The 25,809-nt window shown below is 42.3% G+C and carries 18 protein-coding genes and 2 pseudogenes; 9 read left to right on the top strand and 11 right to left on the bottom strand.

Features of this window, described 5'->3' with window-relative positions:
* The first annotated feature begins 14 nt into the window (after positions 1-14).
* A complete protein-coding gene (locus tag NSTCB13_RS21610) occupies positions 15-2,999 on the top strand; it encodes a valine--tRNA ligase (RefSeq protein WP_448273763.1) in 2,985 nt (994 codons plus the stop codon).
* 171 nt (positions 3,000-3,170) lie between these two features.
* Positions 3,171-3,605: a hypothetical protein gene (locus NSTCB13_RS21615; RefSeq protein WP_094348415.1), complete on the top strand. Its 435-nt coding sequence runs from the start codon at positions 3,171-3,173 to the stop codon at positions 3,603-3,605.
* A gap of 106 nt (positions 3,606-3,711) precedes the next feature.
* Here NSTCB13_RS21615 and NSTCB13_RS21620 read toward each other — a convergent pair whose 3' ends face one another.
* Both NSTCB13_RS21620 and NSTCB13_RS21625 read right to left on the bottom strand, forming a co-directional pair.
* Positions 3,712-8,442 (bottom strand): beta strand repeat-containing protein, encoded by a 4,731-nt coding sequence (locus NSTCB13_RS21620; protein WP_448273764.1) that lies wholly within the window; start codon positions 8,440-8,442, stop codon positions 3,712-3,714.
* Between the two features lie 64 nt (positions 8,443-8,506).
* Entirely contained in the window at positions 8,507-9,610 is a 1,104-nt protein-coding gene (locus NSTCB13_RS21625) for a TIGR03032 family protein (protein WP_448273765.1), read from the bottom strand.
* Between the two features lie 969 nt (positions 9,611-10,579).
* Between NSTCB13_RS21625 and cysC the strand changes: the two genes are divergently transcribed.
* A complete protein-coding gene (cysC, locus tag NSTCB13_RS21630; protein WP_448270271.1) occupies positions 10,580-11,146 on the top strand; it encodes an adenylyl-sulfate kinase in 567 nt (188 codons plus the stop codon).
* Between the two features lie 47 nt (positions 11,147-11,193).
* On the opposite strand, the gene NSTCB13_RS21635 is transcribed toward cysC, so the two are convergent.
* The gene (locus tag NSTCB13_RS21635) at positions 11,194-13,185 is read right to left on the bottom strand and encodes an ABC1 kinase family protein (RefSeq protein ID WP_448267732.1); all 1,992 of its coding nucleotides are present in this window, start codon (positions 13,183-13,185) and stop codon (positions 11,194-11,196) included.
* A gap of 302 nt (positions 13,186-13,487) precedes the next feature.
* Between NSTCB13_RS21635 and recN the strand changes: the two are divergent.
* Positions 13,488-15,238: pseudogene (gene recN, locus NSTCB13_RS21640) on the top strand (DNA repair protein RecN).
* 75 nt (positions 15,239-15,313) lie between these two features.
* Here recN and NSTCB13_RS21645 read toward each other — a convergent pair.
* Positions 15,314-15,988 (bottom strand): hypothetical protein, encoded by a 675-nt coding sequence (locus NSTCB13_RS21645; RefSeq protein ID WP_448273766.1) that lies wholly within the window; start codon positions 15,986-15,988, stop codon positions 15,314-15,316.
* A gap of 827 nt (positions 15,989-16,815) precedes the next feature.
* Between NSTCB13_RS21645 and NSTCB13_RS21650 the strand changes: the two genes are divergently transcribed.
* Positions 16,816-17,277 carry a hypothetical protein gene (locus NSTCB13_RS21650; RefSeq protein WP_448273767.1) on the top strand — a complete coding sequence of 154 codons (462 nt, stop codon included), beginning with the start codon at positions 16,816-16,818 and terminating at the stop codon, positions 17,275-17,277.
* Positions 17,278-17,493: 216 nt separating this feature from the next.
* Here NSTCB13_RS21650 and NSTCB13_RS21655 read toward each other — a convergent pair whose 3' ends face one another.
* The 5 genes and pseudogenes from NSTCB13_RS21655 to NSTCB13_RS21675 all read right to left on the bottom strand — a co-directional run bounded on the left by NSTCB13_RS21655 (position 17,494) and on the right by NSTCB13_RS21675 (position 21,215).
* Positions 17,494-18,762, bottom strand: a complete 1,269-nt coding sequence (locus NSTCB13_RS21655; protein WP_448273768.1) for an MFS transporter — start codon at positions 18,760-18,762, stop codon at positions 17,494-17,496.
* Positions 18,728-19,201, bottom strand: coding sequence for a MarR family winged helix-turn-helix transcriptional regulator (locus NSTCB13_RS21660; RefSeq protein WP_012410989.1), 474 nt, complete (start codon positions 19,199-19,201; stop codon positions 18,728-18,730). Before NSTCB13_RS21660 ends, NSTCB13_RS21655 begins: the two co-directional genes overlap by 35 nt.
* Before the next feature lie 19 nt (positions 19,202-19,220).
* Positions 19,221-20,076: pseudogene (locus NSTCB13_RS21665) on the bottom strand (ABC transporter permease).
* Complete coding sequence (locus NSTCB13_RS21670) at positions 20,033-20,884, bottom strand: ABC transporter ATP-binding protein (RefSeq protein WP_448273769.1); 852 nt, start codon at positions 20,882-20,884, stop codon at positions 20,033-20,035. The pseudogene NSTCB13_RS21665 and the gene NSTCB13_RS21670 overlap by 44 nt, the downstream one beginning before the upstream one ends.
* A gap of 160 nt (positions 20,885-21,044) precedes the next feature.
* A complete protein-coding gene (locus tag NSTCB13_RS21675) occupies positions 21,045-21,215 on the bottom strand; it encodes a UPF0175 family protein (protein WP_448273770.1) in 171 nt (56 codons plus the stop codon).
* A 176-nt stretch (positions 21,216-21,391) separates the two neighbouring features.
* Here NSTCB13_RS21675 and NSTCB13_RS21680 point away from each other — a divergent pair, with 176 nt between their 5' ends.
* The gene (locus NSTCB13_RS21680) at positions 21,392-22,033 is read left to right on the top strand and encodes a ribonuclease H1 domain-containing protein (protein ID WP_445630816.1); all 642 of its coding nucleotides are present in this window, start codon (positions 21,392-21,394) and stop codon (positions 22,031-22,033) included.
* 396 nt (positions 22,034-22,429) lie between these two features.
* Here NSTCB13_RS21680 and NSTCB13_RS21685 read toward each other — a convergent pair whose 3' ends face one another.
* Positions 22,430-23,119, bottom strand: a complete 690-nt coding sequence (locus NSTCB13_RS21685; protein WP_445630815.1) for an SAM-dependent methyltransferase — start codon at positions 23,117-23,119, stop codon at positions 22,430-22,432.
* Positions 23,120-23,164: 45 nt separating this feature from the next.
* Positions 23,165-23,710, bottom strand: a complete 546-nt coding sequence (locus tag NSTCB13_RS21690; RefSeq protein ID WP_445630814.1) for a protein-tyrosine phosphatase family protein — start codon at positions 23,708-23,710, stop codon at positions 23,165-23,167.
* Positions 23,711-24,266: 556 nt separating this feature from the next.
* On the opposite strand from NSTCB13_RS21690, the gene NSTCB13_RS21695 reads away from it, so the two are divergent.
* Genes NSTCB13_RS21695 through NSTCB13_RS21705 form a run of 3 tightly spaced genes read left to right on the top strand, consistent with a single transcriptional unit; the run spans position 24,267 to position 25,363 of the window.
* The gene (locus NSTCB13_RS21695; protein ID WP_322673334.1) at positions 24,267-24,476 is read left to right on the top strand and encodes a DUF2997 domain-containing protein; all 210 of its coding nucleotides are present in this window, start codon (positions 24,267-24,269) and stop codon (positions 24,474-24,476) included.
* A gap of 39 nt (positions 24,477-24,515) precedes the next feature.
* Positions 24,516-24,902, top strand: a complete 387-nt coding sequence (locus NSTCB13_RS21700; RefSeq protein ID WP_445630813.1) for a DUF1257 domain-containing protein — start codon at positions 24,516-24,518, stop codon at positions 24,900-24,902.
* Complete coding sequence (locus NSTCB13_RS21705; RefSeq protein WP_322695179.1) at positions 24,902-25,363, top strand: ferredoxin; 462 nt, start codon at positions 24,902-24,904, stop codon at positions 25,361-25,363. Before NSTCB13_RS21700 ends, NSTCB13_RS21705 begins: the two co-directional genes overlap by 1 nt.
* The last annotated feature ends 446 nt before the right edge of the window (positions 25,364-25,809 follow it).

Raw genomic sequence — 25,809 nt, forward strand, 5'->3', positions numbered from 1 at the left:
TTAGTTTGCCCCGCATGACCGCAACTATTCCCAATCTCCCCAGTCTCTACGACCCCTTTTCCACTGAAGCCAAGTGGCAAAAATTCTGGGAAGACAACCAAGTTTACAAAGCTGACCCCAACAAAGGCGGCGAACCCTACTGCATCGTCATTCCCCCCCCCAATGTCACTGGCAGCTTGCACATGGGTCACGCATTTGAAAGTTCCTTGATTGATACCCTCGTGCGCTACCACCGGATGCAGGGACGCAATACCCTATGGCTACCCGGAACTGACCACGCCAGCATTGCTGTGCATACTATGCTGGAAAAGCAACTCAAGACAGAGGGTAAGACTCGCTACGAATTGGGGCGCGAGAAATTCCTAGAACGCGCTTGGCAATGGAAGGCGGAGTCTGAGGGAACGATTCTGAATCAGCTACGACGCTTGGGTGTCTCGGTGGACTGGTCACGGGAAAGGTTTACCCTGGATGAGGGTTTATCTAAGGCTGTTGTGGAGGCATTTACTCGCCTTTACGAGGAAGGCTTAATTTATCGTGGTGAATATTTAGTTAACTGGTGTCCAGCTTCTCAGTCCGCTGTGTCTGACGTGGAAGTTGAAAATCAAGAGGTTAATGGAAATCTCTGGCACTTCCGCTATCCCCTCACCGATGGTTCCGGTTTTGTAGAGGTGGCGACAACTCGACCAGAAACGATGCTGGGTGATACGGCTGTAGCGGTTAATCCCAATGACGATCGCTACAAACATCTCATTGGTAAAACTGTAACTCTGCCAATTTTACAACGAGAAATTCCGATCGTTGGCGATGAATATGTTGATCCGACTTTCGGCACAGGCTGCGTGAAGATAACTCCCGCCCATGACCCGAACGATTTTGACATGGGTAAGCGTCACAATCTGCCGTTTATCAACATTATGAACAAAGACGGCACTCTCAATGCCAATGCTGGGGAGTTTCAAGGACAAGACCGCTTTGTTGCTAGAAAGAATGTCGTTTCTCGCCTAGAAGCAGATGGCTTTTTGGTGAAGATCGAAGATTATAAGCATACCGTTCCCTACAGCGATCGCGGTAAAGTACCTATTGAACCCCTCCTCTCGACTCAATGGTTCGTCAAAATTCGTCCCCTAGCTGACAACACTCTCGAATTCCTCGACCAGCAAACTTCTCCAGAGTTTGTCCCCCAACGCTGGACAAAGGTCTATCGTGATTGGCTAGTAAAACTCACTGATTGGTGTATTTCTCGCCAATTATGGTGGGGACACCAAATTCCGGCTTGGTACGCTATCAGTGAAACGGATGGACAAATTACCGATAATACGCCCTTTGTCGTGGCAAAATCGGAAACTGAAGCTTGGGAAAAAGCTAAATCACAATTTGGCGAAAATGTCAAGTTAGAACAAGATCCAGATGTGCTGGATACTTGGTTTTCTTCTGGACTGTGGCCATTTTCGACTTTGGGCTGGCCGGAACAAACTCAGGATTTAGCAACTTATTACCCGACTACTACTTTGGTGACAGGCTTTGACATCATCTTTTTCTGGGTAGCCAGAATGACCATGATGGCTGGGCATTTTACACAGCAAATGCCTTTCCAAACGGTTTACATCCACGGCTTAGTGCTGGATGAAAAAGGTCAGAAGATGTCAAAGACCAAAGGTAATGGCATTGACCCATTGTTATTAATTGACAAATATGGTACTGATGCCCTGCGGTATACCTTAATTAGAGAAGTAGCTGGTGCTGGTCAAGATATCCGCTTAGAATACGATCGCAAAAAGGATGAATCAGCTTCTGTAGAGGCATCCCGCAATTTTGCAAACAAGTTGTGGAATGCTGCCCGGTTCGTGATGATGAATTTGGATGGACAGACACCGCAACAATTGGGGAATCCAGTCGCTACCGAATTGAGCGATCGCTGGATTATCTCGCGGTATCATCAAGTTGTCAAAGAAACCACCAATTACATTGATAATTACGGTTTAGGGGAAGCTGCAAAAGGACTCTACGAGTTTATTTGGGGTGATTTCTGCGATCAATATATTGAACTAGTGAAATCCAGATTGCAAGCAGATGCCGATCCAGTATCGCGGCGGGTAGCACAACAAACCCTTGGCTACATATTAGAAGGGATTATGAAACTGCTTCATCCCTTCATGCCTCATATTACCGAAGAAATTTGGCAGACTCTCACTCAACAACCAGCAAATTCACCGCAAACTTTACCCCTGCAAACCTATCCTCAGATAGATGCAAACTTGATTGATTCAGCTTTAGAAGAACAGTTTGAATTACTAATTGCTACTATCCGCACAATTCGGAATTTGCGGGCGGAAGCGGATATTAAACCAGGCATAAAAGTGACAGCGAATTTGCAAACTCAAAGCCAGAAAGAGCGGGAAATTCTCACTGCTGGACAGTCTTATATTAAAGATTTGGCGAAGGTTGAGACTTTAACCATCACTGACAAGCAAAAAAACCAAACTGTTACTGCTAAAAAACCTCAGAGGGGTTTGAAGACAATTGGCTTAATTATTGTGGCCATTGTCTTTGGTAGATTAGGTTTAGCTGTGGGAAATGCCATTGATGACATTCCCATCGTCGGAACTTTCTTTGAACTAGTTGGTTTTGGTTACACAGCGTGGTTTGTTAGCCAAAATTTCCTCACTGCTCAAGCTAGACAAAAGTTATGGAGACAGTTGTTTCCGCAGAAAGAATTAGAACAACCACAAGAACCAGAAAATGCGATCGCAGGTGTAATTGGTACAATACAGGTGCTAATTCCTCTAAGCGGTGTGGTAGATATTGAAGTTGTGCGTGCCAAGCTAGAAAAAAGCTTGAGTAAAGCTGAAGCCGAAGTTCAATCCCTGAGTACCAGATTAAACAATCCTAGTTTCGTAGATAGAGCTAGACCTGACGTGGTACAAGGGGCGCGGGATGCATTAGCAGAAGCACAAAAGCAAGCTGAAATTTTGCGCGATCGCCTCCAGGGGTTATCGTAGGCATAGTCTGCGTGGCTTAGGATAACTGTAATGGGTAATGGAAGTGTTAATAATTCCCAATTACCCATTACCAATTAACAAGATCCAAATATCCATTCTGGCACTTATTTTTTTATTAAATTATTTTGAATTTTGAATTTTGAATTTTGAATTGGAGCGAAGCGACCCCTCATGCTATATCTAGCCCAGGTGCGTAAAAACGATTTTTTAGACCAGCACCAGTTACGCTTATTGGCGCGTCAAGAAGCTGATAACTTGTGGGCGATAATTCCCGAAGAAGCTTTCATTCTGCTGGGAAAGGGAAAGATCATGAGTGAGAACTTGCTTGTTCTAGTAGAACTTTCCCCTACAGGCGACATTGAAAGACTAGAAGATGCCACCAACTGGGTACTCCACCTGGTACAAAACTACCTCACCATCGGCATTACCCCGGAATTTTTGCAGCATGAAGCCGAAAGAGCAGAACATTGGCGACAATCTCTGACATTACAAAATCAAGACTTAGCGCGGCGTTCTTTAGAATTGGAAGCTCGTCGCGAACAAATTCAAGCCTTAGAAGAAAGCCTTAAACGCGAAAAAAACGGTTATTCTCAAGAGGAAAGTTAAAAGCTAATTGTGTTGCTTATAAAGCCGCAGCACTCCAAAGGCGTATAGAGACGCGAAATTCCACGTCTCTACATAAGTTTATGCTAGGTTAATTGTCTTAGTAAAGTTAGGCAATCACAGTAATATTTGCACTACTAAGCTGTGCATGATTCGATAACTGGGCTATTTGAACTTGCGCTGTACCACCCAATCCATCTTTATCAAAGAATAGATTACCCGTACTTTGATTGTAGATGAAGCGATCGCTTGCAGCTGTAGCGATCGTACCAAGTCGGAATAAGCCCGAATCGAGTGTCGTATCCTGAGATTGGGTCAGCCCGAATTCCGCCTTAGAAATGAAGATAGTATCATCTCCAACAGTAAAATCAGTAATAGTATCATAACCTCCAGTGCGGGTATCAGTCAGATATAAGCTATCTTGTCCAGCTCCACCAGTCAGCGTATCTTTACCAATTCCACCAAAGAGGCTATCGTTTCCGACACCGCCTAATAAGCTGTCATTACCTGAACCACCAAAGAGGTTATCATTACCATCTCCTCCTGATAACGTATTAGCACCAGTATTTCCAATCAGGATGTTATTAAGACTGTTACCAGTAGCAGTGATTGCCCCAGTTCCAATCAGGGTCAAATTCTCTAGGTTATCTCCCAAGACCCAATTTACTGAAGAGTTAACTAAATCTGTGCCTGCATTTAAGCCTTCAACAATAATATCGCTAACATTGTCTACGATATAAGTGTTATTGCCGATTCCACCATTGAGACTATCAATTCCTGTACCTCCATCTAAGGTGTCATCGCCTGTACCACCCAACAAGGTGTCATTGCCTGAGCTACCAAAAAGGCTATCGTTACCATCTCCTCCGGTCAAAGTGTTCGCAGCAGCATTTCCGACCAGGATGTTATCAAGGCTGTTACCAGTACCAATTATCGCGCTTCCAGTCAGGGTCAAGTTCTCAAAGTTCTCTCCTAATACCCAATTCACAGCAGACTTGACTAAATCTGTGCCTGAATTTAAGCCTTCGGTAATAATATCGCTAACATTGTCTACAGTGTAGATGTCATTACCGGCTCCACCATTGAGAGTATCAATCCCTGCACCTCCATCCAAAGTATCATCGCCTGCACCGCCTAACAAACTGTCATTACCTGAACTACCAAAGAGGCTATCGTTACCATCTCCTCCGCTCAACTTATTAGCACCAGTATTTCCAATCAGGATGTTATTAAGGCTGTTACCATTACCATCGATTGCTCCGGTTCCAGTCAGGGTCAAGTTTTCCACGTTATCTGTCAACACGAAACTCACGGAAGACTTAACTAAATCTATGCCTGCATTTAAGCCTTCAGTAACAGAATCGTTCAGGTTATCTACAGTATAAATGTCATTGCCGGCTCCACCATTAAGACTATCAGCTCCTGTACCTCCATCCAAGGTGTCATTACCTGCACCGCCCAATAATGTGTCATTGCCTGAGCTACCAAAGAGACTATCGTTACCATCTCCTCCGCTCAACTTATTAGCACCAGTATTTCCAATCAGGATGTTATTAAGGCTGTTACCAGTACCATCGATAGCGTCGGTTCCAGTCAGGGTCAAGTTCTCCACGTTATCTGCTAACACAAAATTCACGGAAGACTTAACTAAATCTGTGCCTGCATTTAAGCCTTCAGTAATCGTATCACCGAGGTTGTCTATGATATAAGTGTCATTGCCGACTCCACCATTAAGACTATCAGCTCCTGTACCTCCATCCAAGGTGTCATTACCTGCACCGCCTAATAATGTGTCATTGCCTGCACCACCCAACAAAGTGTCATTGCCAACTTCTCCGCTCAAGATGTTAGCACCAGTATTTCCGGTCAGAATATTATTAAGGCTGTTACCAGTACCATCAATAGCGTCGGTTCCAGTCAGAGTCAAGTTTTCCAGGTTAACTCCCAACACCCAACTTATCGAAGACTTGACTAAATCTGTGCCCGCATTTAAGCCTTCAGTAATGGTGTCGCCGATGCTGTCCACAATATAAGTATCATTGCCTTTACCACCGATGAGGCTATCAGTTCCTGTACCACCATCTAAGGAATCATTGCCATCACCGCCATCAAGTGTGTCACTATCACCTAATCCTTGGAGCGTGTCATTGCCTAGCAATCCTGAGATGCTATCGGCGTTCACTGTACCAGTCAGGTTATCTGCACCTGAAGTGCCATTAATCGGAGGGGTGATTTCACTAATGGTCAAGTTGACAGTAGCAGTGCTACTGCCTCCATGTCCATCACCTATGGTGTAAGTAAAGCTGTCAGAGCCATAATAGTTTTGATCAGGCGTATAAGTGTAAGTACCGTTGTTGTTGTTAACTAAGCTTCCTTGGCTAGGTTGGGTGAAGCCAGTAATGCTCAATACGTCACTAATATCAACATCTGTATCATTGCTTAACAGACTAGTAGCGCTAATGATAACGGGTGTGTTTTTGTTTGTGGTGATTTTGTCGTTAACAGCAACAGGAGCATCATTCACCGCCGTAATATTAATATTGCGGGTAACTGTGGCACTATTAACAGTCCCATCATTGACGACAAAGCTAACGGTACGAGGTGTAGTACTGGGGTTGTCGCTGCTGTTGGTATAAGTAATAGAACGTAGTGCGGCTTGATAGTTCGCAACGGTGGCACTGCCGATTAAGGTTAAAACACCTGTGCTGCTGTTGTAGCTGCCCGTAATCCCATTTTGGTTGGTGAAGGCGAGGATGTCTTGAGCAGAGACAAAACCACTGGTAATGCTGACGGTGGCACTAGCTAGGTTGGTGGAGTCTAAGTCGCTAACGGTGATACCTGAGTCAATGACTGTAGTGGCGTTCTCAGTGTATGCCAGGGCAGAGTTGGTGGCAGTAGCAACAGGTGCATCATTCACTGCCGTAATATTAATATTGCGAGTAACGGCAGTACTATTAGCAGTCCCATCATTAACTATAAAGCTAACGGTACGAGGTGTAGTACTGGGGTTATCACTGCTGTTGGTATAAGTAATAGAACGTAGTGCAGCTTGATAGTTAGCAACGGTGGAACTACCAGTTAAGGTTAAAACACCTGTGCTGCTGTTGTAGCTGCCCGTAATCCCATTTTGGTTGGTGAAGGCGAGAGTATCTTGAGCAGAGACAAAACCACTGGTAATACTGATGGTGGCACTAGCTAGGTAAGGAGAGTCTAAGTCGCTAACGGTGATACCTGAGTCAATGACTGTAGTGGCGTTCTCAGTGTATGCCAGGGCAGAGTTGGTGGCAGTAGCAACAGGTGCATCATTCACTGCCGTAATATTAATATTGCGGGTAACGGCAGTACTATTAGCAGTCCCATCATTAACTATAAAGCTGATGGTACGAGGTGTAGTACTGGGGTTGTCGCTGCTGTTGGTATAAGTAATAGAACGTAGTGCAGCTTGATAGTTAGCAACGGTGGCACTGCCGATTAAGGTTAAAACACCTGTGCTGCTGTTGTAGCTGCCGGTAATTCCATTTTGGTTGGTGAAGGCGAGAGTATCTTGAGCAGAGACAAAACCACTGGTAATCCGGACGGTGGCACTAGCCAGGTTGGGGGAGTCTGTGTCGCTGACGGTGATGCCTGAGTCGATAGTTGTAGTGGCGTTTTCAGTGTATGTCAGGGCAGAAGCAGAGCTAGGGGTGATTGTTGGGGGAGCCCCACTGTTGTTGTTTAGTTGAGCATATATTCCATGGCCAGATCCGTCCTGACCATCGCTTTGCCAGGAAATTACAAAATCTCCAGTAGCATCCATTGCTACTGCGGGGTTAGCTTGATCGTTGTTGGTGTAGGTATTGACCAGAAATTCACCCCCAATAGCTACCCCAGCACTGTTGTAACGTTGGGCATATATGCCAGAGCCAGAGCCGTCCTGACTATTGCTAGTCCAGGAAATGATAAAGTCCCCATCTGCATCCATTGCTACTGTGGGGTTAAATTGATTGCCCTCGGTGTGGGTATTGACTTTGAATTCGGCGCCAATAGCTGCCCCAGCACTGGTGTAGCGTTGGGCATATATGCCATCCCCAGATCCGTCCTGACCATAGCTTTGCCAAGAAATTACAAAGTCCCCAGTGGCATCCATTGCTACTGTGGGGTTAAATTGATTGCCTTGAGTGTAGGTATTAACCTGAAATTCGTTTCCAATAGCTGACCCGGCACTGTTATAGCGTTGGGCATATATGCCCAAGTAAGACCCATCTTGATAATAGCTTTGCCAGGAAATAACAAAGTCACCATTGGCATCCATAGCTATTGTGGGGTTATATTGAGAGCTTTCGGTGTGGGTATTTACCTGAAATTCACCCCCAATGGCTAACCCAGCACTGGTGTAGCGTTGGGCATATACTCCATAGCTAGACCCGTCCTGACCACTGCTAGTCCAAGAAATGACAAAGTTCCCATTGGTATCTATCGCTATTGTGGGGTTAACTTGATTGTTGTTAGTGGAGCTATTGACCTGAAATTCGCCCCCAACAGCCATTCCAGTACTGTTGTAGCGTTGGGCATATATCCCAAAGCCAGACCCATCTGGGCTTTCCCAGGAAATAACAAAGTCACCATCGGCATCGATCGCTACTGTAGAGTTAAGTTGATAGCCGCTGGTGTTGGTATTGACTTTGAATTCGGCGCCAACAGCCACGCCAGTACTGTTGTAACGTTGAGCATACACCCCATAGCCAGACCCATCCTGACCATTGCTAGTCCAAGAAATGATGAAGTCTCCATCAGCATCCATTGCGACTGCGGGATTAATTTGATCATTGTTGGTGTAAGTATTGACTTTGAATTCATTCATGAAAAAACCTCTGAAAAAACTAAAAATTTGATTTCAACAATTACGGCCTGATTAAACAGATTTCTTAGTCATTAGGAATCACTGCACTCGGTCGCAGCCAGTAGTTCAACTCTGGTGCTGTAAATGCTTGGCGGATTTCTTTTCGTTCCTGATTCAAAACCATCGGACGCTGTACACCAGCAAGAAACTGTACATCATAAAGTTCTTGACAGCCTGCGGTGAACTTCAGCATTCCCACCTGTTGCCCATTTCGTAAATCCACTACTGCCACACCACAGAGCAACTTCTCAAACCGTTGGGTTATGGGCAACCCTCCGAAAATATGCCGTTCCCGAATCTGGCATAGTCCGACTAGGGCGTAATACCCGACGCAGCACAACCCCCGCAGAAATCCGGGGAGTACACAAACTACTTGTTGGTCTCCTGATTCTAGATGAATGCGCCATATTTCCCCTGCGCCAGAGTTGAGTAACCACAAAAACCCGTCATGCCAAATTGGGGAATGGGGCATTGATAATCCATTTAGAATAATTTCATTGCTCTCTACTTCCACTACAACTCCACCATTGGCTTTACCCGGACGCCATCCTCCAACGGTATCTGTCGCACCGAGGGCAGTCACATACTTGGGTTTGCCATCCACCATCGCTAATCCATTCAGGTGACATCGGTCTTCTGGCACTACTTCAGAAATAAATTTCGGATGCCAGCGCGGTACAAAGCTAAAGTCTGGACTCAAAGCAGAAAGACACGAAAAGCGGGTGTTGACAATCCACAGCCCTTCTCTGCCAAATTCCAGGTCGTGAATGTTCAAATCGCCTGTAAAATATGTCATCCGTGGCAGATAAAGGGCATCGTAGCGTCCGGGCTGATCTTCTAAAAACTCATAAGCTAAGGTGGGGGCATTTGCTAATAAACAGACTTCGTGATGGGTAGCCAGTGCCAGTCGTGAACCATTCACTGCCAATCCCATTGGTTTAGAAAATTGGCGTAACAGCATGGTTATCTGTTCCCCATTCCAGCCTACTAGTGCCAGTTTTCCAGCTTGGTAGGTGGTGATGGCAATTGAACCTCCGGCTTGACTTAGCCAGGAAATAAATCCCCCATCGGCATCACATTGAATTAAGTTATTCTCTTCTGGCGCAGTAGTAGGAAAAGTGGACAACATAAATCAGTTGAATTAAATTTCAAATTTTGTTGAAGAACTTTAGACTTAGTTAAATACAAAATATACTCAGTAACTCTAACCCTTAAAATTGAGCGGTTAATTACCAACTACGAACCTCGAAAATTACTGGCACAAAGCACTAGTACAGCATGGCGTAAATCCAGCTATCACCTCAATTAAGCAGACAAGTTGCTCAAAGCAACTGATTAAAGGTGAACAAATTTATGCCAAAGTGTACTAGTGATTGATGCCATTAGTTTTGATGAGTTGTGAAAGTTTGTAGTCAGGGCTAAAACCCTTGAAATTGACTGAGAAATCGTTCACTACGAAACTCTCAAAATTGATGACACAGACCACTAAGCGTGCCATCATTGTCAATAAACAAGCTTGTACCAGAAACAGTATCTAAAGGAATCGACCCCAGAAAATAGGTCGCGCCGCCATAAAGCTGCACTGGATCTAACTTTGCAGATATTTTGAACTTAGTTTTTTATAATGTCCTAGCGGTAAATATTGTTTGATAATCTACTGTTATAATAAAGACTTTTTTATTTAAAAATAAACTGTATATATACTGAATGTAAAAATTAGTTAAAACTTCAATAATTTAAAAACTTGCTCGGCAAGTTTTGTTACTTTAACGGCAAATTGTGTTGTTAGGGTAGAGAAAATGCGTAGATGTAGCCCTTCTCCTGTCGGAGACGCTGCGCGTAGCTTGCTTCCACGAAGTGGTACGACTGCGCTCAGGAACCACCCGTCGTATACATCGCCATCCTTCGTATTAAATATTTAGCCTAAATACGTATAAACCATGCGATTTTTCACTCGAAACCAGTAGCGGTGGAAGTAGCAAATTTTACATACTTTGCCTTGCAATTGCTGAAATTCCTGCTAAAAAAGGATTATAAAAATAAAATTACTATTTGACTCACAATTATCTAAAAAAGCTTTTTTAGTGTGCCATTTAAAATTTACGACGAAAGTAGGATGAGACAACAAGAGTGTGGTGTGACAGTATGGTTCACTGGTTTGAGCGGTGCAGGTAAAACTACTATCTGTCAATTCGTGGAGAAGGAACTGCGGATACAGGGATATAGAGTTGAAGTTCTCGACGGTGATGCGGTACGTCAAAACCTATGCAAAGGATTGGGTTTCAGTAAAGAGGATCGAAAAGAGAATATTCGGCGCATTGGCTTTGTAGCTCAACTTCTTGCCAGAAATAATGTCATTGTATTGGTTTCGGCAATTTCACCATACCGCGAAATTCGGGAAGAAGTGCGCCAAATGACTCCATTTTTCATTGAAGTTTACGTCAACGCATCATTGGCAGTTTGTGAACAGCGAGACGTAAAAGGGTTATATAAAAAAGCAAGAGCAGGAGAAATTAAACACTTTACTGGTATTGACGATCCTTATGAAATACCACTCTGCCCTGAAGTCGAATGTAAAACTAACCAGGAAAGCGTTGCTCAAAGTGCAACTAAGGTCTTAGAAAAGCTAGAAGAGTTGGGTTATGTTGAGTTATATAGTTGCTAGAATGAATGATTTATGAGTTAAATAAAGTTTTTAACTCATAACTTTTATTAAGATGCCAATAATTGCCGAATTAACCTGGCCACAGCTTTCTGCGTGAAGCGGTTGGCAATTTGTTGACCTAAACGTTGTACATCTGAATTTACCAATAACTGAGCAATTTGGGATGTAATTTGCACTGGGTCAAAGCCTCTTGTTTCTCGGAGAATACCTAATATACGTTTGATATGCTCCAAGGTTTGTTGTTGCTCAACTGTCGCTGCTGGAGTTTTATTAACTGCTGTCAATCCTACCCGTTCTCGTAACAAGGAGGTAAAGTTATGCAAAACATTTTTACCGAAAGCATCGAGTCCGTTAACAGATTCATCTACTAACTTGTCACGAATAAAAGCACCGCGTTCAGATGATAGAAATTCTATCCCCTGATTTAGCACTAAATTAAAGTCGTAGTCTTGACTATTACGCGCATTTTTTAACAAGTTTTCTAAGCGATTCCAGCGAAATCTGCCATCTTTAAATAGCAAATCTTGCAATGATGCTCTTAATTGCGGTGCTGGATCTGTTAACAGACGTTTAGAAACGTAGGGATAAGCTTCGCTGAGAACTTTAAAGTTTGGATCTATATATATTGCAATACCTTCAAGCGTCACCAAGGAGCGAATAATTAAGGCGTAGTAGGGCGGTACGCGGAAAGGATACTCATACATCAAGGCTGATAGTTCATCAGTGATGCTTTTAATGTTGAGTTCGGCAACGCTGGCTCCTTGAGCGTCAGCAAAAACTCTGGCAAAAGCTGGGATAATTGGTGTTAAATCGGTTTCTGGTGATAAGAAATCTAACTTCACGTAGTCTTTTGCTAATCCTTCAAAGTCGCGGTTGACGACGTGGACGATCGCTTCTATCAAACCATAACGCTGTGGTGGCTTAATCTCGCTCATCATCCCAAAGTCGAGATAAGCTAATTTGCCATCGGTTGTCGCTAACAAATTACCAGGGTGGGGATCTGCATGGAAAAATCCATGTTCTAGCAGCTGGCGCAGGGAACACTGCACACCCACTTCAATGAGATAACGAGCATCTATCCCTTGGGCACTAATTTCTTCTGTCTGGGTTAATTTGGTACCGTTAATCCACTCCATCGTCAAGACGCGGCGATTGGTATATTCCCAGTAAATTTTCGGTACGTATACGTCTTTTATATGACCGTATAACTCGAAAAATCGCTCGGCATTTTCGCCTTCATGGATGTAATCCATCTCTTCAAAAATGCGATCGCCTAATTCATCAAGAATACCAACTAAGTCACTTCTTACCCGTTTGACTTTTTTCTGCACCCAAGCGGCGAGGTTACGCAAAATATACAAGTCAATGGTGATTCCTTCTCTTAAGTCGGGGCGTTGAACTTTAACAGCAACTTCTTCACCAGTTTTTAGCTTACCTTTATACACTTGCCCCAATGAAGCCGCAGCAATTGGCTGCGCCGAGAGTTCGGCGTAAACCTCTTCTGGAGGTGCGCCTAATTCTTCTTTAATAAACTGGTAAGCAATTTCGTTGGGAAAAGGCGGTAATTGGTCTTGTAATTTAGTTAATTCTTCTAGGTATACGGGAGGAACTAGATCCGGTCTGGTGGATAAAGCTTGTCCAATTTTGATGTAAGCAGGACCTAATTGGGTCAGCAATACTCGTAGCTGAGTGGCTCGGCGGCGGTCATTTTTGACGACAATTCCCCGTTTACTATCCGACCACAATCCAAACACAAAGGATAGAGTTGGCCTCAACACGGCAAAAATCCGCCGTAAAACTTGCACTTTTCTATTTTGATAATGCGCCGCTATGCCCACGGGATCGTAAAGCGTCTCAGGTTGGGCTGCTATTCTCACCTTTTGGGCTGCTAAGAGTCTTGGCGAGCGTACAACTAAGCTTGATGTACCATCTTTTGGCACTACATCAATAACGTCCGGTTCGTCGCCTCGGCGATTTGTGCCGTTGCGACTGTCCTCCTGAATCGGTCGGGAACTAGGGGGAAGTGTCTTAACAATCATGAAGAAGGCCACCAGTCAGAACGATCACATTAAGTATTGTAACAATATGTTTAGAAATTGGGAATTGGGAATGAGGCATTGGGCATGGGGAAAGGGAAAGGGGTAAGGGTAAAAGGGGAAAGATTAAATTTATTCCTTTTCCCTTTAACCTTTAACCTTTTCCCCTACTCCCCACTGTCTGCTACACTTAAACGGGCATACTAGTTCAATAGTATTAGGTATTGCTAGTTGCTCAAAGATGAGACTTATTATCCTGTAAATTAGAAGTATCCGGCATCTGCCCTCATGGAGAATTTGGCTTGATGTTGCTTTGCCTGCGAATTGAAAACTTTGCCCTAATTGACCAATTGGAATTAGAATTTGGCGCGGGACTAAATGTGTTAACAGGTGAAACCGGCGCTGGAAAATCGATTATCTTAGATGCCATTGATGCTGCTTTGGGCGGTAAAGTCTCTAGTAGAGTCATTCGCACGGGGACAAGTCGGGCGATGGTAGAAGCTACTTTCACCTCAAACGCTCCCCTAGCCGCTTGGTTGACCGAACAAGAAATAGATTTACTCGATGAAAATTCTGTAGTCATTAGCCGAGAAATCACAGCCACTACGAGTAATGTCCGCAGTCGATCGCGGGTGAATGGTGTGTTGGTAAATCGGCAGATCATGGCAGGAATGCGCGATCGCTTGGTGGAAATCACCGCCCAAGGTCAAACTGTACAAGTGGGACAATCTGCTCAAGTCCGCGATTGGTTGGATTTATATGGCGGCGACTCTCTAATGCAGCAACGTCATAAAGTCGGCACAAGCTTTAGTAGTTACCAACAGGCGCACTTAGCTCTAGAAAAACGCCGGACATCAGAACGGGAACGGTTGCAACAACTCGACTTGCTTACTTATCAAGTGCAGGAATTGGGAGCAGCCAATCTCAGCGAACCTAATGAATTGGAACAGTTGGGGGACAAGAACGGGAACGCCTGAATCATGTCGTCGATTTGCAACAAATGAGTTACAAGGTTTATCAGGCTTTGTATCAAAACGATCACGAAACTCCCGCCGCAGGTGATTTATTGGGAGACAGTGAGGCGATCTTAAATGACATGGTAGAATACGATACCCAACTACAACCCCTATTAGAATTAGTGAGGGACGCGCAAGCTGCGGTAATGGAAGTGGGAAGGCAGATTAATGCTTATGGGGATGGATTGGAAGCAGATCCGCACCGATTGGAAGAGGTGGAAGAACGAATTCAGGAGTTAAAGCAAATTTGCCGCAAGTATGGGCCGACATTAACAGAAGCGATCGCTTACTACCAAAGTATCCAAGCAGAATTAGCCCAACTTAACGATAGCGAACAATCTATCGAAAAGTTAGAACAACAAGAAAAGACGTGTTTTGAGAAACTTACCCAAGCAAGTAATCAGTTAACTCAATTGCGGAGTCAGGCGGCTGCTAATTTAGAATCGCGTTTGATAGCTGAACTCAAGCCCCTAGCGATGGAAAAGGTGAAATTTCTGGTTGAAATATTACCAGCTTTCCCAACTGCGATGGGAGCAGATAAAATTACCTTTACATTTAGTTCTAATCCCGGAGAACCACTGCAACCTTTAACAGAAGTTGCCTCTGGTGGCGAAATGAGCCGCTTTTTACTAGCGTTGAAAGCTTGTTTTTCTCAGGTTGATGTAGCCGGGACATTGGTATTTGATGAAATTGATGTCGGGGTTTCGGGAAGAGTCGCCCAAGCGATCGCGGAAAAATTATACCAGCTAAGTCAACGCAATCAGGTCTTATGTGTTACCCATCAACCTTTAGTTGCGGCAATGGCCGATCGGCATTTTCGTGTAGATAAGCAAACTATCAATCAAGGCAAAGGTAAAAAAGCTAACAATGATAATGCTGAACAGCGTACCGTTGTCAGAGTTACTACTTTGGATAATTTAAACACCCGCCGGGAAGAATTAGCGCAGTTAGCTGGTGGTAAATCTGCAACTGATGCGATCGCTTTTGCAGAATCTCTATTATTACAAGCTGCTAACCACCGTCGCGCGAAGCATACTTGACCAAATAATTACGAATTACGAATTACGAACTTGCACTGAGCGTAGCCGAAGTATTACGAATTACGAATTATAAATTTAGGCTGCCAATTCTGAAAGCCGTAAACCAGCAATATTCTCGCAGGAAAAAGTCTCTTTGCCCATACATCGCCGACAAATTAGCTCTATAATTTGCCCTGCCCAATTGCGGAAAAACCATTGGCACAAGGAATCATCTTCTTGAGGAGTTAGAGACAGAGGAATAAAACCTTTCTTCTGCCATACTTCTGCTGCTGTATAGATATCATCAACAAGAATAGCAACGTGATGGACAGTATTAAAACCTTGCTGTTGGAATAAGCTGGCAATCTGTTCATCTGGTGCGTTAGGCGCAAGCAGTACCAAAATCATGCCTGACGGCATTAAGGCTGAGAGAAAGTACATACTAGCATCTTCAGGCAATAGATTTTGCTCAGGACAAAAATCATCAGGCCATTTTCCTGGCCCTTCAGTAATTTTGGCATTATAGTTAATCAGAGCTTTAGCATAGTCTGTAAGAGCTTTTGAATCAGGAAACAACAGTACATAGTGATCTACGATAACTCGTTCACCAAAGAGATGTATGCAAAAAGATGAATCTAGAAATTCTGGAGTCTTGCACCCATCTTTATACAATAGCAATCCATCATTTTCTACAAAAGGCGACTCCTGATTCATTGAAGTTTTGGCTAAGTTAAAACCTTTTCTAGGATCTAATGGAAGGTTATTGTTCATAATACTCACCTATCAAAACAATCTATAGTATTTATTCAAAATTAAAGCTGCGAAACAGGGTTTATATCTACTATTATACTCAAATACTTTGAGCTAATCTCAAACACCCGTCAGGTAATTATAGTAACTAATAATACTAACTGTCTCTAAACTTGCGCCGAATAATTCTTAACTTATCTCTTCCTTTTATTCCCGATGAAAGCTACGTAAGCTTGTCTCTTTGTATTCTTCTGAGCGAGACACTGCACCTAGCAAGCAAGGAATAGCATTGTTGCCCTCCCACTCTAGGTAATTTTTCAAGTATACGAGCCAATACTTGTCGGTTAAAGGGAAAAGGGGAAGGGGAAAAGGGAAAGAAAAAACCTTTAACCCAACCCCAGTAACCTTTTCCCCAAACCAAATTCTGAGTTCAAAATGCACAAAGCGAGTAGTATTGGTATACGAGCAATCTGTTATTTGAAATTTTCAAATACAGCATTACAGCCTTTTTACTCATGAAGCCCATTTGTCAAGTCCGATCTATACAAATTTAAATGAGTTTATCCTGCAAATTGCAAGAGAAAAAGTATCTAAAGATTTGACATAAGCATCTAAAGATTTTTCATTGTATAGATCGGTGAGGTTTTATATATTTTTTAGATAAATAGCATTAACTACAAGTTTTTTTAAAGTTAGTAAATTTCATAAAAACACTCTGTAATTTAGTTTAAAAAGCTCAAGATTAGCGATTAAAAAAATAACAAAAAAGCTATATATGAAGCTTAATTGTGCTTTTTGATATTTATTAATGAAGCAAAATTTATGTCCTAATAGGAGAATTAACTCTAATGGCATCAGATTCAAATTCTGTTTTTGGTAATACCGTTAATAGTGGTGGTCAGGCTAGCAACCCCAGCGATCCTTTCAAACCTGGAGGCGCTTTTGGTATCCCAACGGCTGACAGCTTCGATTTTGATAAGTATGGAATTCCCAAAGAAGGCAGTTTCGATCCTGCTAAATATGGCATCCCAACGGCTGACAGCTTTGATTTTGATAAGTATGGAATTCCCAAAGAAGGCAGCTTCGATCCTGCTAAATATGGCATTCCAACGGCTGACAGCTTCGATCCTGCTAAGTATGGTATTCCAAAAGAAGGCAGCTTTAGTTTAGGTAGCTCTGGCATCCCAACGGCTGATAGCTTCGACCCTTCTAAGTATGGTATCCCAACGGCTGATAGCTTCGACCCTTCTAAGTATGGTATTCCAACCGGAGGCAGTATACCAAATATTGGTAGTAGCCCAACTGCTTAGTGTGGCAATTGGTAAATTTAAGTTAGACATCATCCTAAAACTCTGGGTTTGTCTACCTCTTAATTAAGCGATATGCAACTTCCATTAAACAAAAATCCCATCCTAGCAAGAGATAACAATTACAATTTTGTAGCTTTTGCGTAGGTGGGGTTTTTATTATCTATGGAAGACTTAGTAGTGGATATAACTCCATCATCTAATACTGCCATTTTAAATTTATTTATACTCTTGCAAAGCTCCTAACTTGCGAATTCCCGGCCAAATCATTGCCGTAGCAATAACCACTACAATTGTGCCAATTCCACCACCCACAACGGAAATCACCGGGCCAAATAAAGCAGCAGTCAAGCCTGATTCAAAGCCTCCTAATTCATTCGAGGCACTGATAAACACGCTATTAATAGCAGCAACTCGACCACGCAAATGATCCGGTGTTCTGATTTGAACTAATGTATGGCGGATCACAACGCTAATACTATCTAGTGCGCCACCAAGGATCAGCATCAACATAGACAGCCAAAAGGAACGAGAAAGTCCAAAGATAATTGTTATAACCCCAAAGCCAACCACTGACCATAATAAGGCTGGGCCTGCTTTGCGTAACGGTGGTAAATATGCCAGGGTGATAGCCATAGTCAAAGCACCGATGGAATGGGCTGCTTGTAGGTATCCTAATTCCACTGGTCCCACATGTAAAATATCTTTGGCAAAGATGGGTAGCAAGGCGATCGCACCACCCAACAATACAGCAAACATATCCAATGTAATCGCTGCTAAAATCAACTGATTCTGCCAAACAAATTTAGCGCCAGCAGCAAGCGCTTGGAGTGAGATTGGCTCAGTTTTGCGGGTGACTTTTTGCTGTTTGATCGCCAGCGTTAAAATAAAACACAGTAAAGCTGCGATCGCTGCTAATACATAAACTCCTGTAGCACTTCCTAGCCAAGCGATGCCGAATCCCCCCAAGGCTGGGCCGATAACTGCGGCTAACTGAAAGCTACTACTATTCCAAGTAGCTGCATTGGTAAAAGCACTGACAGGTATTAATTGCCACATCAGAGCATCACTGGCAGGTTTAAGGAATGCCCTAGCGACACCTGTTAATACTAAGCAGGCGTAAATTAGAAAAATTGCACCCTGAGTATAGGAAAGTACCCCTAAAGCTAGGGAGCAGAGGGCTAGCAACATTACCGAGAGTAACATGGTCACTTTGCGATCGCGGCGATCGGCAACATCTCCGGCAATTAAGGTGAGAATAATCATTGGTAGGACTTGCGCCAGTCCTACACCACCTAAAGCGATCGCTGAGTTCGTCCGCTCATAGAGTTCCCAGCCAATCGCTACAGTTTGCATTTGCGACCCCACGAACAGTACTAGCCGTCCGATGGTAAATAGCCGATAGTCTCGAAACTTAAAGGCTGCAAAGGGATCGTGTTGTGCAACCTCAAAGTTATGGGGCTTTGAGTTCTGTTTTCTCGAAGACATTTTTTAGTAGAGTTAAGCCTTCTTCAATATTGGAAATTTGGTCTTCTGAAAGACCTTTCAGCAAGTCAGTAATATGAGCGCGAGTTTGATCTTGGGATTGCTTGAGATGATGTTTTCCATCTTCAGTTAAATTGAGCAGCACCCGCCGCCGCTCTTGAGGATGAGCAATCCGTTTCACGAAGTCGCGTTGTACCAAGCGTTCTATGGTTGCTGATGCCGTGGCAGAGGTGACACCTAAATGCTCTGCTAAGTCAGATAATGAAGCACCAGGATTCCGGTTGATAAATGCTAGCGATCGCAATTGAGGTATAGATAAAAAAGCGGCACTATGGGCACGCATATCCGCTCGGATAAACCGCATCACTAATGGAACTGTTTCCATTACTCTAGCGGCACATTCTTCGGAAGTTGCACCTTGATTAGGTTTATCCAAGGTCATGGGCTTGTTGTTCTCCTAGTTACATAGCCACCCGTGGATAAAGTTTTCCACCAAGAATGGCCAAAATTATTAATGTGAATAAGAGAATTGTACAATCCAGACCAAAGCCATAGATGCTAGTGCCATTCAACAGCATGGTGCTACGTAACCCGTCAACCAGATAGGGTCAACGGATTTAAATGGGAAATGAACTTTAACCAACTGGGCATCAAAGAAATCGGATAGATGGCATTACTCGCAAAAAATAACGGCATGGTTAACAATTGTCCAATACCCGTCATCCTTTCTCGACTTTTCACCAAACAGCCAATAATTAATGAAAAAATACAAAATGTTCCCGCCCCCATTATGACTAGCAGCAGTACTTGGAGAATAGCTAGGGGATGAAGATTTAGTTTGACACCTAATAAAAATGACAATCCGTAAATGAATATTACCTGAGATAAGCACCGTACCCCACATGCTAAACCTTTGCCCAACACCATCGCTACACGGGGTGTAGGACTAGCTAAAAATTTATGTACAATGCCTAAATCTCGCTCCCAGATTAGGGTCATCCCACCGCTAAAAATTGCCACAAACAAAATACTTTGAGCCAAAATCCCAGCAGAAATGAAGTCCAAATAGGGTAGGTTCCCTGTAGGAATCGCGCGAGTCCGGGCGAAAACTTGTCCAAAGATTAGCAGCCATAAGGCTGGTTGCACAGCTCGAACTATTAAATCAGTGGGATCGTGGCGGAGTTTACGGATTTCCAATTCAGCGATCGCCAGGGTTTTCGTAACTAGCTCTTTAATTGCAGAGATCGAATTTCCTCGGACAGTGGGTGGTGATTTAACCCAACCGTTGAGCAGTACGTCTGGTTCTTGCTGTGTCACGGTAGTTCACTCCTGATGTTAACTGGTCGCCTGTATAGTGAATAAAGACATCATCCAAAGTTGCATTTGGGTTATCTAAAGAAGCTTTTAAGTCACTCGGTGAACCTGTGGTAACAACTTCACCTTGCTGCATAATCGCCACTCGGTTACATAAGCTGTCCGCTTCTTCTAAAAAGTGGGTTGTTAAAAATATGGTTGTGCCGTAATCAGCACAGAGTTGTAGTACAAGTTGCCATACTTGAGTTCGAGCGATGGGATCTAGTCCGACAGTCGGCTCATCAAGAAACAAAATTTGGGGTTGATGTAGAACTGATATGCCAATTTCCAGCTTACGGATCATCCCACCAGAGTAGTTTCGTACCAAGCGCTTTGCTGCATCTTGCAAACCCATGTATTCTAGAATTTCATAGATGCGGCGATCGCGTCCTTTGGCAGGTATTCCATACAGCTTGGCGAAGATTAAGAGATTTTCGTACCCCGTGAGACTCCCATCAGCAGATAGCGCCTGGGGAACATAGCCGATAGCCCGTCTCACAGGATTAGATTGACCAGCCACGTCATAGCCAGCTAAGGTTGCTTTCCCTGCACTGATAGGCAACAAGGTTGTCAACATTTTAATAACTGTACTTTTCCTTGCGCCATTGGGACCAAGCAGACCAAATACTTCGCCTTGTTCCACAGATATGCTTAGGTTATTAACTGCGGTGAACTTACCAAAACGGCGTGTGAGTCCCTGAGTTTCCAAAATCAACGGTTTTGGTTCTTCTTGAGGTTGCGATCGATTTATTTTGTTTGTCAGTATTGTCACAAGTTTGATGCACTTCTATTAATTAGTAAATCTAACTATTAGCTTCTCAATAGATTTACCAGAAGTCAATAGACGAATGGCATAAATTTGAATCATAGAGTGGCGGTGAGGTTATCGATGGGTGAAGTATTACTGAGTGCGATCGCAGCCTACCCATCGTTTACAAGTTTTTTATATCTTTTTCAAAATCCTCGGCCCCGTAATGCGCTGAAATTTGACGACTTGCGGGTAGATGCTGAAATGCTATGCGATTCATTCTTGCAAATCGGCTAGCTTGAGCAGAAGTTAACTTTTCTTTTTGAAAAAGCATCACTGCAATTTCCTGCTTCATTCATTATCCTGAGTTCTTCTGTTGCCAGAGCTGTTTTTTCTACCATAAATTCTTGGTTAGTGATTTTTACTTCAGCAAAAGGGTATCCGTGGTAATACCGTGGCAAGTTTATTGATCGGGTAATTACAAAGGTGTTGAGAGGAAGTATGACATCATCCCATTTGAAATAAATAATTATGGCATCCAAGAAATACTACGCTGTTTTTAAAGGTCGAAAGACAGGTATATTCACAAGCTGGGAGGAATGTGAAGAACATATCACAGGTTTTAGTGGTGCGTTGTACAAATCTTTTAAGACTAGGGAAGAAGCAGAAGGAGCGTTGGAGCTTGCAGAACAGAGTTTTATTATTAAAACTGAGCATAAAGAAGTAAAGCAGCAGGAAACAAAAACAAAGATTTTTCCGGCAAAAGAGTTAATTCTAGACAGCGTTTGTGTTGACGCTTCATGTTTAGGTAATCCGGGGTACGTTGAATATAGAGGTATTTATACAGGAACACGGAAAATGATTTTCCATAAAAGTCCAATGCCAAACGGAACGAATAATCTTGGGGAGTTTTTGGCTATTGTTCATGCTCTTGCATACCTCAATAAACAAAGTATGAATATACCTATTTATTCTGATTCAGAGACAGCTATTATTTGGGTAACAAATAAGAAACCCAAAACCAAATTAACCCGAAGTATGCACAATGAAGAAATATTTAATTTAGTAGATAGAGCATTGACGTGGTTGGAAAATAATGAGTATACCAATCCTATCCTCAAATGGAATACTGTCTATTGGGGCGAGATTCCAGCAGATTTTGGTCGTAAATAAGCTTGGTCTAGCAGTGAGGCAAAAACATGAAATTATAATACATAAACTATAAAACGATCGCATTAAATCACTCTTGAAAATATGGAAGGCTCTAGTTTAGCCAATCTAATCCCAAATGCAGAAAATGCAGTCGTTGATATTCGTAAACTGCGTGACTAATGCGTATTCTTCATATCCGTCACGCTGCACAGCAGACCCTTGGTGAATCACTGGATGACTCTGAGACGATCTAAAGACTAGTAACCGCACGGAGGTACGTTTGAGCATATTAGACATATACTAGCAAAGCGATCGCATAACTGAAATGTTTGCATAATAATATGCCTAATAATTTTATACACCGGATGGTTATTAGATTCCAGCGTAATGGTTATACCAATTTTCTATGAATACGAATTATATAAAATCTCTGGTTATCTTCAACATTTTATTTCCACCAGGCTGTAGTTCGTATTCAACCTTTTCAATATCTATTTTGTAACCCTTTGAAGCGTAATATTTGACGATTTCATCTAAATGTTGTGAATGTTTCCACATTAAAGTTATGAGGGGGAATATTCGGACTTCTTTAGCAATACGCAACATCTCACCTACAGAATATAGGTGAAACTCATAATCGAGATGGTCTGAATATAAAAATAATAAATGCGAACAAAGAGCTATATCAAACTCTTGATTATCATAAGCTAATTTCGGCAATTCACCGACTGCATACCTGTTGCTATTTTTGCCAATTTCATAATCAGACAGAAATTCTTGAATAACTTTCACTCTATTATGTCGCAAATCATCCGGTGATTTATGATAGCTCCATACCCAATTATTTGATGTAGCCTTAACTTGATTAATAATATCATCTACTACTTCATTAAATCTTTGCAAGATTTCATTACTGGAGAATTGGTACAGTGGATCGACAGAAACTACACTTTTACCCTGACCTGTCATTTCTGCATTAAAGCTTGCTGGCCCATCCCCAACCCCAATGATTCTTTTATTTAAATCTACATTTGTTAAATTGAATATTTTTATATATTCATCCATTGACCTCCCAAAAGGAACTACTTTATCTAGAACCATTGCCATATAATTTTCCTCGCAAAGGACTGATTAAACAAGATAATAGTAAACTCAAAATGTTTTATTCATTATGAGACGGCAATCATTCAGAAGCACGTTAAGTTCTTTTACAACTGTCAAGGGATTTCTACCTCTAAATACAGCTGCGATCGCAGCTTCATAAGGATTTCTACCTGTTTTTTTGACAGCATTTATTGCAGCTTGATTTGATAATCCTCGGACACTAACTAGCCATGCCGCTAATACATGTCCAGTACGTCCAATTCCACCAGAACAGTGTACAATAACTTTCTCATTTTGTTTATCAGCTTCTATTAAGAAAGGAAGTATTTTCTGTGTGAGATTTTCTAAATCAGCTAAATGGAAATCTGCGATTGGTGCCCAACAAACTAGTTGATTCCCAAATTTTTGTTTGTATGTGTTTAGAAGATTAGAGTAAAAAGCTAGCTGTTGTTCATCAAGAAGACAGCAAACACGCTTGATATTTTGGCGCTTCATGAATTCTATCCAATCCTGAACGTTCTTATCAGAATATCCAGGTCGCGCAGCACCAAAGACTATTTGCTCCTTCTCCCAAGCTGGGGCAAATTTGTACATAATTTAAATGTCTAGAGTCGAGGTTGATAAATCTTACCAATGGCAGAAAATAGCAAACGCAGTTTAAAAATCTTTCTACAGCCGATGCCAGCTAAAGTAACTGATATTTAAAGGCCTAATACAATACCTACGTATACACACTATATTACTTTAGAGTTATACTGCACTGCATCTAAATCTACCTGGAGAATAATAAGGTAGAACGATTGCTAAGAATAAAGTTTTTCAATAAATTTTATATTTTTGTGAATTGCTTTGCTGGCTATACTACGTCTAATGCTTGTTTTTAGGACTTTTGCAGCTTACTTAGCAAGCTTCAGTTGTTACCTTGACTAATCAATGAGGTTAAGAGAAACTAACTAAATACTGACGTGTGTGCTTATAATATTAATAAGTTTTGTAAAGATTATGAGAAATATATGTTGAAAGATGGAACATTAGTTAACAAATGGCAAGTTTATATCTAGTAACTAGTAAAAATGTTCCTACGGCTATATTTGTAGCCTTCTGCTAAGGCAGTAGAATTTAAGCGTACTTATCCTGGTTGGCCAAAAGAATGGAGACATTAGAGTTCATAATTTATCCAGACGGTCGGGTACAAGAGAAAGTCACTGGCATTGTGGGTAATTCTTGCGCTGAAGTTACAGCAGCAATAGAGGCGCAGCTGGGGCAAGTACTTAATCATGAGCCAACCTCAGAATATTTCGCTGCTAAGGTGCAGCAACCTAATGTGGCGAATACACACACCACTTACAGCGATTGGTAAGTTTTCACAGTAGTTTAGTGTTATTAATTCACAACCACCATGTCACACTTTAGCCAAATTAAGACTCAAATCCGTAACCTTGATTCTTTGAAAGATGCTTTGACTGAATTGGGCGTAAACTGGAAACCCGGCCCGCGCGAAGTTCGTGGCTATCGCGGTCAAACCCATCCTGCGGAAGTTAGTATTGAGCAGGAAAATGGCTATGACATCGGCTTTAGATGGAATGGCAAGGAATATGAATTGGTGGCTGATTTGCAATATTGGCAGCAAGATTTGTCTGTAGATGGATTTTTGCGCCAAGTAACACAGCGCTATGCTTATCAAACAGTTTTGAAAGAAACCGCTCGTGTTGGTTTTCAAGTTTCTGAACAACAAAAAAATGAAGATGGTTCAATTCGCCTGGTAGTACAGCGCTGGAGTGCGTAATGGCTGATTTTCTGCCGTCGCCGGAAGAACAAGAAGATAACCGTTCCGGTTTGGAACCAGAATTAGGGGGTTTTTTACGGGATGCCCCAGAACGTTCGGGTTTGGAACCGGAATTAGGTGGTGTACTGCGCCAAAATGGTGTTTACGTTGACGAAATCACCTGTATTGGTTGCAAGCATTGCGCTCATGTTGCGCGTAACACCTTTTATATTGAACCAGATTATGGGCGATCGCGCGTGGTTCGGCAAGATGGGGACGCTGAGGAAATTATCCAAGAAGCAATTGACACTTGTCCGGTTGATTGCATTCACTGGGTTGATTACACTGAACTGAAAAAGTTAGAAGAAGAACGCAAATATCAGGTAATTCCTTTAATAGGTTATCCTGTAGAAGAGGCAGTTGCTGCTAGCCAACGTCGGCGTAAAAAGCAAAAGTCAAAAACCAAAAAATCCCGTTATTAAGATAAAAACGTTAAATCAATATAATAAAGGACTGGAATATCCAGTCCTTTTGTTTTTCGTTATGTAGTTAATTTTTGATGTAAGGATAATTTTGAATTCCCTGTAATACCAATTCACGAAATTACTGATACAAATCACTTCCTCTGCTTGCCCATCTGTATCATTTTTAAAGTGAAACGGTATAAGAGCTAACTCTCTTCATTTGAACCCACATTCCGCAGGTTAATTAGCAAAGGAGATAATATTTACGACAAGGAGCATCAAAGAAATTTAGAATCCAACATCTCTCCTCGGTGAGGTTGGAAATCTGTTTTAGAGCTGATTCGTAAAGAAAATCTGAAGGATACTCAACTCGTTACTAGGTCTGAGTTTCAGCGAATAAGTATTTTTTTGACTCAAATTCCTGAAATCCTTGCAAGACAAGTACTTTACTTGAGTTTACAAAT

The organism is Nostoc sp. DSM 114160 (assembly GCF_053470305.1).